We start from the raw sequence: 12,475 nt of genomic DNA, 5'->3' as shown, positions 1-12,475 counted from the left end.
CCGCCGTGCCCGCTCCTCTCGTACCGGACGCACAGTTGCGGGTCGTCGGTCTGACGCCCACCGCCCAGCGCCGCGCCGTCCTGGCGCTGCTGACCGGACGTTCCCGCCCGCTCACCGCCCAGCAGGTACACGCCGAACTCACCAGCACCGTGGGGCACATCGGCCTGACCACCGTCTACCGCGCGCTGCACAGCCTCGCCGACGCCGGACTGCTGCACACCTTCGACCTGGACGGCCAACGCGCCTACCGCCACTGCGGTACGGCACGACACCAGCACCTGATCTGCACCCGCTGCGAGGCGGTGATCGAGTGCCCACCCGAGGTCGTGATGAGCTGGCTCACCGAACTGCACCGGCACACCGGCTTCACCCCGCACCCCGACCGACTCGACGTCAGAGGCATCTGCGCGACCTGCGCCAGCACGTGAGGACAGACGCGGTGGCGCAGCTCCAACCGACGTCGGACCGCGACACGCGGTCATAGACACGACGGCCACGGCCCAGTCTCGGCAAGTCGAACGGCCTTAGCAGGAGGGGCCACTACAGTGACCCAAGTGGAAATGGTTTCCACGTACATCACGATGGAGCAGTCCGGATGAAGATCGCGTTCGTGGGCAAGGGTGGCAGCGGCAAGACCACGCTGGCGGCCCTCTTCGCTCGCCACCTCGCCGCCGGGGACCGGCCGGTGCTGGCTATCGACGCCGACATCAACCAGCATCTCGCGGTGGCGCTCGGCGCCAGCGAGGAGGCTGCGGCGCAGCTGCCGGCGCTCGGGGACGCCCTGCCGCAGATCAAGGAGTACCTGCGCGGCGACAATCCGCGCATCGCCTCGGCGGCTGAGATGGTCAAGACCACGCCACCCGGTTCGGGATCACGGCTGCTGCGCGTCGCGGAGAGCAACCCGGTGTACGAGCGGTGTGTCCGCGAGGTGGGTGGGGTGCGGCTGGCGGTCACCGGCGCGTTCCGCGAGGAGGACCTGGGGGTGGCCTGCTACCACTCCAAGGTCGGTGCGGTGGAACTGCTGCTCAACCACATGGCTGACGGCCCGGCCGAGTACGTGGTGGTGGACATGACCGCGGGCGCGGACTCCTTCGCCTCCGGCCTGTTCACCCGTTTCGACCTCACCGTCCTGGTCTGCGAGCCCACCGTGCGCAGCGTCGGCGTCTACCGGCAGTACGCCGGATACGCCCGCGACTACGGCGTCGCCCTGTCGGTGGTCGGCAACAAGGTCGAGGACGCTACCGACGTGGACTTCCTCCGCGAGCACGTCGGGATGGACCTGCTCACCTGGGTCAGCCGGTCGGCGTACGTGCGCCGCGCCGAACGCGGGATCGTCGGCCCCCTTCACGATCTGGAGCCCGCCAACCGGGCGGTGCTGAAGCAACTGGCCGACGCCGTCGACGCCACCGGCCAGGACTGGGAGACGTTCACCCGCCACGCCCACGAGTTCCACCGCCGCAACGCGCACGCCTGGGCCAACGAGCGGACCGGTACGGACTTGACCGCCCAGATCGACCCCGACTTCGTCATGGGACCCGCGGCACGGCGCCTCCCGGCACGAGCTCTCGGCTAAGCGGTCAACCGATCACCGATCGAGTAGTACCTGGGTGGTTCAGCTTCCCGGCTCGCTCGCTGTTCAGCGGGAGCACTCCGCGCAGACGCCGAAGATCTCCAGGGTGTGGCCGACGTCGGTAAAGCCGTGCTGGGCGGCCAGCTGGTCGGCCCACCGCTCCACGGCGGGCCCGGCAACCTCCACCGTGCGTCCGCAGTCGCGGCAGACCAGATGATGGTGATGTTTGCTCTGGCTGCACCGGCGGTACAGCTGCTCGCCGCCGGGCAGCCGAGTGGAGTCGATCTCGCCGGCGTCGACGAGCAACTGCAACGTCCGGTACACGGTGGTGAGGCCGACCCGCGCTTTCCGGGCGAGCAGCATCTGATGCAGGTGCTGCGCCGAATGGAACCCCTCGACCTCGCGCAGCAGTGCCAGCACCTCAGCTCGTTGGCGGGTGTTGCGGGTCGCGTTGGGCATGGCCCGGGTCACCGTGGTCGCGTCCTCCTGCAGTGGCGGCCGTAGCCTGTCAGCCGTCTTCGATCTCACCGTTCACCGGCGACAGGACCATTATGCGTCGCGTGGTCGCACGTCTTGCGTCGCCGCCCGCGGCCGCACGAAGCACCGCGGTGCGGTCCGGCTACCCGCGGCCGGGCGATCGTTGCGCACCTATGGCTATGACGGTTCTTCCCGATGAGCACCGGGCCCCAGCGCCGCGACGGTGACCCCCGAGCTGGGTGCCCTAGGCCTCACAGACCGACCAAGCACCTCGCCCCCTGGCGCCTCGAACCCAACCCGTCTCTAGGCGTGGTCGTCGAGCGCCGGACAGAGATCTGGCAACAGCCGCGGAGCCGCAGGTGGTCAGCGGTAGCACCGCCAGGCATATGCGTCCCCAGAATTCGATGTTCGGGCGTAGGCGCCACCGACCTGACGCTACGAACCACCATCCAGCGCGAGGCTCGCGCCGCCGCCCCTCTACCTGAAGCATCACCCGGCCGGCCATGGTTCCGTGCTCCAGCGGGTGTAGCTGCGTGGATTGGCCTCTGGGAGCGCACGAACAGCGGCGAGGCGTCGCCGCGCAGCTCGCCGTAGCACAGAGGGCGGACACCGGGATGAGGGGTTCCGTAGGCACTCACGCGGCCGGGGCTGGTCGGTTGCGGTATTCGACCCGCAGGTCGGCCAATCTTGCTGCGCCGCTGCAGTGCATGGTGACCCGCAGTTCCCAGAGGAAGTTTTCCAACCAGCTCACGACCGCGTCCACTGACCGTGTCGCCGGCTCGAGCAGTGGCAGCGCCACCGCGACCATGCTGGCGCCGAGGGCCAGAGCCTTCGCGGCGTCCACTCCTGTGCGGATCCCACCCGAGGCGACCAGGGGGGTCGTCGGTAGCACCCGCTGCACCTCCTGGAGCGCCTGCGCCGTGGGGATTCCCCACTCTGCCAGCTGCGGATTTCGAACCTCTCCGTAGGCGACATACTGTTCGACCCGAGCCCAGGAGGTACCTCCGGCCCCCGCGACATCGAGCGCTGCGAGCGGGACACCGATGAGGCGTTCGGCAGCCGCAGCGCCAAGGCCGTGCCCCACCTCCTTGAGCATGACCGGAAACGGCACCTCCGCGGTGAGCTGTGCCAGCCGATCCACGAGCCCGGCAAAGTCACCATCCCCGCCGGCCTGCACAGCCTCCTGAAGCGGATTCGTGTGGAACGCCAACGCATCCGCGCCGACCGCCTCCACGACGCGCCGAGCATGAATGGAGGTGTATCCACGATTGAGCTGTGCCAGCCCCAGGTTGCCGATGAGCAACACGTCGGGGGCGTGGTGCCGGACTTTGAAGGAGTCGAGTGCTGCGGGATGCTCCACCATGACCCGCTGCGAGCCAAGCATCAGCCCGAGCCCGAGACGTTGTGCGGCAATGGCCAGGTTTCGGTTGATGGTCGCGCCCAGCTCCATCCCACCCGTCATCGCGCCGATCAGCACCGGCGCTTGCACGTCGCGGCCAAGAAACGTCGTCCGGGTGTCGACGTGGGCCAGGTCGGTCTCCGGCAGCGCTACGTACGGAACGTCGTATCGTTCGAATCCCGTTGTGCGGCTGGTGTATTCGACCTGGTGCAGCAGGCATGCCTGCACGTGGCGAAGCTTCAGGGCGGGCCTGGGAGGCACTGGGCCGCCGGGTTGGGCGGCATCACGGCCCGCACCCGCCTGATCCGTGTCTGGCGAAGCTGCGATAGCGACGGGTCCAGGGGCCGGCGGCATAGTTTCAAGGATAGATGCCGATGTGCCTCTACGGGTGGTGACGTGCCCGCCACGGCGCGCGCCACGCGCCAGCAGCCCGCGATCACGCGCTGTGTGACTTCCGTCACTCGACATACCCTGAGCCACCAGTCAGTATGGAACTTCCATAGGTGGTCGTCGTTCGATCCGGGATGTGTGTCATGCCTGGTCAGTTGGCCGTAGACCTTGAGAAGCCATGCCCGGGGAGCATCCCCGATGGCAGCGGCGGCAAGGCGGCAGCGGCTGGCGTGGCTGAGGCGTGGCAACTCGTGCGCTCGTGCTATGGGAGGAGAGTGGATGAGAGCCTTGTCTCTCGGCGAACACCTAAGTGGCCAGTTGGGGCGCTTGTGCGAGGTTACCGAAACCGATCCGAAGCTACCGCTGGGTCTTCTGAACGACGTCCTTGGTCCCACCGGTTCGCGGCCGTTGTCCACGCCGCCGGCCTGGCACTCTGATGTCGCAGACGACCATACTCCGGTCGAGTTTTCCATCGCCTTCAACCGGCAGGAGCCGCCATCGTTGCGGATTTTGGCTGAGCCGTTCGCCTCGCCGCCCGGCACGCTGGCAAATCAGTACGCTGCCTACACGTTCCTCGCTACACAAGCCGACAGGTTCGGGCTGTCGACGGCGCGGCTGGATTCGGTGCGGCACCTCTTTGTCAGCCGACGTCCGCATGGAGCATTCACGCTCTGGTGTTCGCTTGTGTTCAGAAGTGGCCGCAGCCCTGAGTTCAAGGTGTACTTCAATCCGGAAGTCGATGGTGTCGAGCGGGCACCGGACTTAGTGGCGGAGGCCTTGCGCCGGCTGGGCATGGGCGCGGCGTACCGGTCGATGTTGGGCGCGGTACGTCCAGGAGAGCTGGGCCGCGCCGACCGGCTCACGTTTTTCGCGGTGGACCTGCAGGATGGGCCTCAGGCTCGGGTGAAGCTGTACCTGAGCCATCATCGGGCGACGGTCGCGGATGTGGTTCGGTCGGCCGCAGTGGTAGGCGGCGTTGACGCGGCCGACGTGGCGGAGTTCTGCCAGACGGCCACGGGCGGCATCGGCCCGTTCAGCGGCCGTCCGATCGTGGGCAGTTACACCCTTCTTGAAGGAAGCGATGAGCCGGTCGGGTACAGCGTTTACGTGCCGATCCGCAGCTACGTCACCGACGACCAGGAGGCCCGCGCGCGGGTGCTGACGCTACTGGATCGGTTTGGTTTCCGCAGTGCGGACCTCGATCGGGCGATCGCTGCGGTGACCCGGCGGCCACTTCGGGACGGCGTGGGACTGATTGCGCACGTGTCATTGCGGCTGGGCCCACCACGACCGGGTGTGACGGTCTATCTGTCCTCCGAGGCGTACCGCGTCGATCCACCTCGTGCCCCGTACGCGGCGACCAGGGCTAGGCTCTCGGACCACCCAGCCAGTCGCGTGGCGGCTGGAAACCGCTGAAGCCCGTGAAGGAGCAGGTCGTGTCCGAGGACCCCCGCAAGATCCTGCCGCCGTATCGGATCAAGGTGGTTGAGCCCATCCCTTTCCTCAGCGCGGAAGAGCGTCGGCACGCCCTGGCGGGGGCCGGCTACAACCCGTTCAATCTCCGCGCCGAGCAGATCACCATTGACCTGCTGTCCGACTCCGGCACGGGCGCCACCTCGGTGGCTCAAGAGGCGGTCGCCGCGCTTGGCGACGAGTCGTACGCGGGGGCACGATCATGGTTCCGGTTCGTCGCTGAGGTTCAGGACCTGACGGGCTATCCGCACATCCTGCCGGTTCACCAGGGCCGAGCCGGTGAGCGCATCCTGTTCACGAATCTGCTGAAACCTGGACAGATCTGCATCAGCAACACGCACTTCGATACCACGCACGCGAATGTCCATCTGGCCGGTGCCGAACCGCGGGACCTCCCGTGCGCAGAGGCAGCCGACCTGGACAGCGTCGATCCGTTCAAGGGGAACATCGACCTCGACGCGCTGGAGCGCGTCCTCAACGGACCGGACGGTGAGAGGGTCGGACTGGTCCTGATCACCGTCACCAACAACGGGCTCGGCGCGCAGCCGGTATCGATGGCCAATCTCGAGGCCGTCCGGGACCTGTGCCGGCGCCACCGCGTTCCGTTCTACTTGGACGCCGCACGTTTTGCCGAAAATGCCTGGCTGGTGAGCCGGCGGGAGCCGGGCTACCGCACCTGGTCCCCCCGCCAGATCGCCCGCCGAGCCTTCGAACTCGCCGACGGATGCGTGGTGAGCTTGAAAAAGGACGGGCTGTCGGCAGTCGGAGGGTTTATCGGCCTGCGGGACCCGGACCTGCACGCCAGGTGCGAGGCGAACCTGATCGCGACCGAGGGCTTCTCCACCTATGGGGGGCTCGCCGGTCACGACCTTGAACGGCTTGCTCAGGGGCTACGAGAGGTGGTGGACCCGGCCTACCTGCGTGCCCGGGCGGCAGCCACCTCCCGGCTGGCCCAGATGATCAACGACGAGGGTGTGGACCTCATCCAGCCGCCCGGCATCCACGCCCTGTACCTCAACGCCGGCAGACTGCTGCCGCACCTGGCTGCGCACCAGTTTCCCGGCCATGCGCTTGGTTGCCAGCTGTATCTCGACGGGGGGATCCGCTGCGCCGAGCTGGGGTCGCTTTATCTGGGCAGGCTGGATGACCAGCACCGGCTGGTATCCCCCGCTCCCTTTGAGCTCGTACGGTTGGCGATTCCGCGCAGGGTCTACAGCGACGAGCATTTTCAATACGTGGCCGCGATTCTCGCCGACATCGCCAAAGACCCGGAGCGAGTCCCGGGGTACCGGATCGTCTCGTCGCCGCCGTTGCTGCGCCATTTCAAGGTCAGGCTCGAGCCTGTCACCCGGTCATCCACCGTCGACGCAGGGTGACGGCCCTCGCCTCATCGCCCCGGCGGGCCTTACGCAGGGCCGCGCCGGGGCCATGAGGAGCCCTGACACGTACGACCGTGCCTGTCAGGTGGCGACCGGCAGGCGCGCCATGGCGTGCCGCACCAGCTCGATCAGTGCCTGTTTACTGGACGCTCGGTCCCTCGCGTCACACCACAGAAGCGGGACAGCAGGGTCGAGTTTCAGTGCCGCCCGAATTTCGTCCTCGCTGTACAGGCACTCGCCGAAGAACCGGTTGACGGCGGCGACGAACGGCATGCCGCGCCTTTCGAAGTAGTCGACAGCTGCGAAGCTGGCGTCCAATCTTCTGGTGTCGATCAGCACGATCGCACCTACGGCACCCTGCGCGAGTTCGTCCCAGATGAACCAAAACCGGTCCTGCCCGGGGGTGCCGAACAGGTACAGCACCACCTCCGGCGTGATGGTGATGCGCCCGAAGTCCAGGGCGACCGTGGTGGAGGTCTTATCCTCGATTCCTGTCACGTCGTCCACGCCGACGCTTGCTTGGGTCAGGACCTCCTCGGTGGTCAGGGGGTCAATCTCGCTGACCGACCCGACCAAGGTGGTCTTGCCGGTGCCGAAGCCACCGGCCACGACCACCTTGACCGACTTGCGATCCACGTGCATCAGTCCCCCTCCCTACAGCCTTTGAAGTCCGGCGAGAACCATCTCCAGCAGCCGCCTGTCGACGATCTGCTCCTGAGCCGGAGATCCGACGGCTAGAAATCCCTGCTCAAGCAGCACGTCGACCATCACCTTGGTGATAGTGAGTGGGCGGCCCAGGTAGGCGCCGATCTCGGCTATCGACATCCAGTCATTGCACCGTCTGACGATGTCCCTGTATTCGGGCTCCAGTCGCGTCGCGTCAACAGGCAGCGCGATGACCTGGGTGGCGAGGTCCAGGTTGGTGTTGCGTGGACTCGTGCGACCGTTGACGAGGATGTACAGGGGTACCAGTCGCCCGGCCTCCGCTTCGTCGTCGCCGTCCCACACGTCATACGTCATCGGTCTTGTGCCCCATGCCTAGCCATTGGGTGCCAAGACGTCCGGGCGCGCCTCGGAGCCGAGATACTCCCCGACACGGGTCACCAGGCGGCTCATCTCATAGGCGACCGTTCCCATGTCGACGGACTCCTTGCAGAGCACCGCCAACCGGGCGTTTCGACCGGCCGCGGCGATGAACAGCGTTTGGCCGTCGTACTCGACGATCGCCTGCTGCACCGATCCGCTGTCGAACCGCCTGCCCATGCCTGCGGCAACGCTATGCACCGACGATGCCCCGGCCGCCAACAGCTCCGCCTTGTCTTGCGGCAGGGACGTGGATTTTTGGATGATCAGCCCATCAGTGGACAGCACGACTGCGTACAGAACGTCGGGCACCTCGACGAGGACGTCCAACATCCAGGCCAGGTCATTGCGCGGAATCGAACCCGTCACGCTCTCCCACCTTGCTATCTCTGGTTGTCGTTTCGTCGGCCCGACCCGCGGCCCAAGCCTGCTGATACTTCGTGAACCGGTCCCGAGACGCCTCGGGGGACCTCCCCGAACCCACGCTCCCCCGCTCCTCGGCCCCTGACAGGCTGTCATCACGCAGCTGCGGAGCCAGATGTTGCTGCGGTTCCCGAACCGGCAGCGGCCGGCGCGCCGGCGCAGGACGGGGCGGGGCCGCCTTGCCCACCGCTGCCTCCGCGGTACGTGGCTGCGGGGTGCTGTTGGCTTCGCTGGGCGGTCGCAGGCTCATCACACCGCCCGCGATCCCGTCAACGACACGCGGTACACGTTGCGATTGCGTCGCTGAAGTCGGGGCGGTCAAGACGGCGACGGCGGCAGGCGCCGCAGCGGGAGGCGGCTCGGGACTGCCGATTCCACCCGCCACCGAAGCCGAACCGGCTGCCACGGGCATCCGGGCAGGGGCATCGGTGTTCCGGCCGCTGGCGTCGGCGGACAGGATCCGCTCCGGCAGGAGCACGATAGCCAGCAGTCCGCCATAGGCGGAGGTGCGAAGGCTGACGTTGATGCCCTCACGCTTGGCCAGCTCGGCCACCACGTGCAAACCGACCTGCGCGCCGTCCTTCAGCGCCGTCACATCCGGCGTAGGCGCGGAAGCCAACAACTCGTTGGCGCGCTCGAGCGCCTCCGGGTTCATACCCATGCCCGCATCCTCGATCTCCACCGCCACACCACGCTTGACCTCGTTACAGGTCACCCAAACCGGTGCGCTGGGAGGGGAGAACGCCAGGGCGTTGTCGAGCAACTCGGCCAACAGGTGGATCGTTCCGGCCACTGCCGGCCCTATGACTGCCACCTCGGCAGACCCTCGAAGCTTGATCCGCTGGTAGTGCTGCGTTTCGGCGAACGCGGCCAACAACATCCGACGCAACGGAACCGGCTTCTGGAACCGCCGGCCGATCTGCCCACCGGCGAGAATGACCAGGTTCTCCAAGAACCGCCGCGTCTGCGTGAGCTGATGGTTGATGTCGAACAGCTCCGTCAGCAGCTTCTCATCGCCCACCCGGTCCTGCAGGCTCTCGATGACCTTCAAGCCGCGCTGCAGGGGCCGCTGCGGGCGACGGGCTACACCCATCAACATCGCGATGCCAGCAGCTCTGGTCTTCGCCTCGTCAACGGCAGCACCCGCGGCGGCCTGCAACGACCTGTTGATGACCGCCGCCACTTGGCCGATCTCGTCGCTGCCATAGTCCTGGGTGCGAAGTTCCACCGCAACATCGACGTTCTCGCGCCGACGCAGCCGGTCCATCATGTCCGGCAGGCGCTCATCCACCACCGTCGCGGCGTCCTTGCCGAGTTGCGCCAGACGGACCGACAGCGCCCGGTCCACCAGCACCTGCGACTGGCGGACCGCCCACAGGATCGCCGCAACCGCGATGGACAACGCGATCAGGCTTCCGAGCGACGCGGCGAGCAGCTGATTGTTGCCCGTCCGAAGCGCGCGGGCCGACACCTCGTCCGCCTGCGCGACAGTCAGGCCGATCAGCTCGTCCGAAACCTGACGGGTAAGCGTCTCCCAACGGTTCCTGTCGCCGGCCAGGCCCCGCGGCACGCCGTTGCGCCACGCGCCGCCGACGATCAGCTCCTTCTCCAGCGCCACCAGCTGGTTCCACGGACCGCTCGCCACGATGCCCTCATACCGCGCGCGCACGCTGGGCCGTAGGTGCGGAGCCACGTTGTCCAACGCCGAGTGGTAGGCGCCCACCAGGCCGACGAACTCGAGATAAGCCTGCTCACTTAGGGCACGAGACCCGAAAGCACCGTCGATCGTTGATCCGGCCCGAGACATCAGGTCGCTGGCGCGGAAAGCCTCCGTCGCCGCGATGCCGCCCTGGGACGCCGTAACGTCCGGCACGATCCGTGCCTGCGTATCGAAGAGGCCGGTGGCCGCGTCGAGCAGATCGTTGTAGAAGTCGTAGACGCGCTGGCCGTCGGCTGAACGGGAGTCCACCATGCTCCGCACACTCGGAATCTCGTCCAGACGCGCTGCCAGGCTCTCCCAGCGTTCGGTGATGGACTCCGGTGCGTTGGCCAGGTTCGACGCAGCCGCAGCACGCATCGCCGACAGCCGCCGGTCGGTCTCTTGCCGCTGGTCGAGCAGCCCCTGCAGATCCCTCGTCGGCTGGGCGAGATAGGCGATGCTAAGTCGGCGTTCTTGCTGAACCGACGCCAGCGCAGGGACGGCCGGAATCGACACCTGTCGTACGCCGTTGGCGACTTCCCGGTTATACAGGCCCTGAAAGACGAGATAACCCGACGCCACAAGCCAAAGAACCACGGCGACGACACTGGGGATAAGTACCAGCCTGATCACCCGCCGCTTGATGGAATGCCGCCGAGCACGACGCGGGCTCGGCGCTTCCAACTCTTCGCGGCTATCGAGATCAGCTTGCTTGTTCGCGACGTCCACACGACTACGCGCCAACTTGAGTCCAATCATGGGCAGCCCGAGAGAACCGGCGGGGCAAACCTTCTTATCAACGCCGATGCGTCCGCGACTCTACCGCTCTGCCCGCTCGGGCACTACCCCGGTCAATCCACCAAACCGTTCCTCGCTGTCGCCCTCACCCTACGGCAGAGAAATCAGCACTTGACCATGCCGACCCGACGTTGACGAGCGTGGATGACGTGCGTTGTCACGACGGCCTGTCGCCACATCCGGGCCATTCGGGCCAGACAACGGCACATCCCTGCCTGGCGCCGGGCCGGCCCCACCCACCTCGGCTGGGATGGTGCTCCCAGAACTGGAAACACGCCCACCACTCAAAGTGACCACGTCCGGTGACGAGGGTCGAAGGTGTGAGGAGGTCACGAGCTGCAGGTGTTGTGTGCCCTGCAGGGCGGACTCCTCCGACGACTGTGGCGATGGAGGGTGGCTGCTAGTGCAGGAACCTGACCCACCCAGCGGCGACGGTTCCGAGGTGCCGCGCGTACGCGAGACGGTGGGCGTGCAGGGGATCGGCATGCCGCTCATGGCACTTGGGACCTACGCCATAGACCGTGAGGACGGCGCCCTGCCCGATGGCGGACGACGTCCAGGCTGGGGCGACCTCAGCGATGCCGTGAGCGAAGCGCTGCCCGGTCGGGTCGCGTAACGACAGGCCCATCGGGTGGGATGCCAGCATCCAAGCACTGACTTTGGGCGGCTCTGCGTCGGGCAGCCATCGGGGCATGCCCAGCATGATCGCCGCTTCCACCTGGGCTTCCCGCTGCGATCCGGCGAGGGTCTCGGCCATGACCGCTGTGGCGGGCTCGAACCAGGCGACAGCAATGGTCCCTCCGGTGGCAGCAGCGTTGGCGGGTACGGTGTCTTCCAACGTGCCCATAGCCACGCCGCGCGTATCCGCGTTACTCATCAGCCATACGTGCAGGTATTCGTGGCTCCGGCCTCGTGCCTCGTCCGCGACGGCGAGCATCCAGGCGTCGCTGACCTCGTCTCGATCGAGCGCCGGATCCGGGGGTAGCGCCCGTGCGCCTTCGCCGTCGGCACCCAACAGATTCACGGCTTGTAGTTTATCCGACACAGTGGGGTATGTAGTGAGCTATCTGTACGGCATCTTTCCCGTTGCTCGGCGGGGTGTCGTTGCAGGGTCACGGATATCGGATAGGCCCATATTCGCGCGGCTTGCCCTCATCCGCCATCGGCGAGCCCGGCGTAGCGGTACACGGGCGGGCTGTCCTCCGCGTGGTCGCGGACGTACCGGTGCTCGACCGGCTGACCGGAATGGTCAGTGGCACGATGTAGAGGCCGCTCTGGAGGAGCAGCACCACCTGTGGCAGGGTTCCCGCCTCACCGATCTCGACCGGTGCGAGGCGGCCGTCGGCCGGCCCGCCTATGAACCAGGTCTCCACGGCGGGCATCAGCGACTGCCCCCCGTGGTACCGGTCGCGGACCTCAGCCCCGTGTCGTCGACGGTACGTGGCCTTCGGGACGAGGCGAGTCCTCCCGAGCCTGCGCGAGGAGCCAGTCGACGTAGCGCGCGAACCCGTCCGGCGTAGAGGACCACGAATCGCTGAACTGGCGGATCTCGTTACCGATCATGGTGTCATCCGCGGCGCTACCAGGTCCTTCACCGCGGACCGCCGCCATCGCGATGAGGAACGAGCGGCGTGGCCGCACGGAGGGCAAACTCAGCTCCGCCATGCCGTTATTGCTATCCGCTAAGGCCGTAGTGGCGCATCCTCAATTCGGCAGACGCGGATGCGGAGCGGTTCGTTGATCTAGAGGTCACCGTTGAACAGGGTTACCGATTGGGCTGTTAG

12 protein-coding genes and 1 pseudogene are annotated in these 12,475 nt (G+C 67.0%); 4 read left to right on the top strand and 9 right to left on the bottom strand.

The window, feature by feature from the left end; translation table 11 throughout:
* Nucleotides 1-5: 5 nt before the first annotated feature.
* Nucleotides 6-428: a Fur family transcriptional regulator gene (locus HCJ94_RS27280; protein WP_168003888.1), complete on the top strand. Its 423-nt coding sequence runs from the start codon at nucleotides 6-8 to the stop codon at nucleotides 426-428.
* Nucleotides 429-595: 167 nt separating this feature from the next.
* On the top strand, nucleotides 596-1,573 hold the full coding sequence (locus HCJ94_RS27275) for an ATP-binding protein (protein ID WP_168003887.1): 978 nt from the start codon (nucleotides 596-598) through the stop codon (nucleotides 1,571-1,573).
* 63 nt (nucleotides 1,574-1,636) lie between these two features.
* Here the strand turns inward: HCJ94_RS27275 and HCJ94_RS27270 are convergent, their stop codons facing one another.
* Together HCJ94_RS27270 and fni are read right to left on the bottom strand one after the other, a co-directional pair.
* Nucleotides 1,637-2,029, bottom strand: coding sequence for a Fur family transcriptional regulator (locus HCJ94_RS27270; protein WP_168003886.1), 393 nt, complete (start codon nucleotides 2,027-2,029; stop codon nucleotides 1,637-1,639).
* Nucleotides 2,030-2,681: 652 nt separating this feature from the next.
* Nucleotides 2,682-3,674 (bottom strand): type 2 isopentenyl-diphosphate Delta-isomerase, encoded by a 993-nt coding sequence (gene fni, locus HCJ94_RS27265; protein WP_205802002.1) that lies wholly within the window; start codon nucleotides 3,672-3,674, stop codon nucleotides 2,682-2,684.
* A gap of 441 nt (nucleotides 3,675-4,115) precedes the next feature.
* Here fni and HCJ94_RS27260 point away from each other — a divergent pair, with 441 nt between their 5' ends.
* Nucleotides 4,116-5,252, top strand: coding sequence for a tryptophan dimethylallyltransferase family protein (locus HCJ94_RS27260; protein WP_168003884.1), 1,137 nt, complete (start codon nucleotides 4,116-4,118; stop codon nucleotides 5,250-5,252).
* Nucleotides 5,253-5,272: 20 nt separating this feature from the next.
* On the top strand, nucleotides 5,273-6,685 hold the full coding sequence (locus HCJ94_RS27255; RefSeq protein WP_309227457.1) for a tryptophanase: 1,413 nt from the start codon (nucleotides 5,273-5,275) through the stop codon (nucleotides 6,683-6,685).
* Between the two features lie 84 nt (nucleotides 6,686-6,769).
* Here the strand turns inward: HCJ94_RS27255 and HCJ94_RS27250 are convergent, their stop codons facing one another.
* From HCJ94_RS27250 to HCJ94_RS27225, 7 genes and pseudogenes are all read right to left on the bottom strand, one after another.
* The gene (locus HCJ94_RS27250; protein ID WP_168003883.1) at nucleotides 6,770-7,330 is read right to left on the bottom strand and encodes a GTP-binding protein; all 561 of its coding nucleotides are present in this window, start codon (nucleotides 7,328-7,330) and stop codon (nucleotides 6,770-6,772) included.
* Nucleotides 7,331-7,342: 12 nt separating this feature from the next.
* Complete coding sequence (locus tag HCJ94_RS27245; protein ID WP_168003882.1) at nucleotides 7,343-7,708, bottom strand: DUF742 domain-containing protein; 366 nt, start codon at nucleotides 7,706-7,708, stop codon at nucleotides 7,343-7,345.
* Between the two features lie 18 nt (nucleotides 7,709-7,726).
* A complete protein-coding gene (locus HCJ94_RS27240; protein ID WP_309227456.1) occupies nucleotides 7,727-8,140 on the bottom strand; it encodes a roadblock/LC7 domain-containing protein in 414 nt (137 codons plus the stop codon).
* Entirely contained in the window at nucleotides 8,115-10,622 is a 2,508-nt protein-coding gene (locus tag HCJ94_RS27235; RefSeq protein WP_309227455.1) for a sensor histidine kinase, read from the bottom strand. Before HCJ94_RS27235 ends, HCJ94_RS27240 begins: the two co-directional genes overlap by 26 nt.
* Before the next feature lie 469 nt (nucleotides 10,623-11,091).
* Complete coding sequence (locus tag HCJ94_RS27230; protein WP_168003880.1) at nucleotides 11,092-11,715, bottom strand: hypothetical protein; 624 nt, start codon at nucleotides 11,713-11,715, stop codon at nucleotides 11,092-11,094.
* Between the two features lie 88 nt (nucleotides 11,716-11,803).
* Nucleotides 11,804-12,073, bottom strand: a complete 270-nt coding sequence (locus HCJ94_RS31685) for a DUF8847 domain-containing protein (RefSeq protein ID WP_507236340.1) — start codon at nucleotides 12,071-12,073, stop codon at nucleotides 11,804-11,806.
* Between the two features lie 43 nt (nucleotides 12,074-12,116).
* A pseudogene (locus HCJ94_RS27225) lies at nucleotides 12,117-12,356 on the bottom strand (GNAT family N-acetyltransferase); the annotation flags it as partial.
* Between the last annotated feature and the right edge of the window lie 119 nt (nucleotides 12,357-12,475).

The sequence above is a fragment of the Micromonospora thermarum genome, from assembly GCF_012034245.1.
GTDB lineage: Bacteria > Actinomycetota > Actinomycetes > Mycobacteriales > Micromonosporaceae > Micromonospora > Micromonospora thermarum.
The sequence above is the reverse complement of the archived record's forward strand: the minus strand, read 5'-3'. Positions and strand labels throughout refer to the sequence as shown.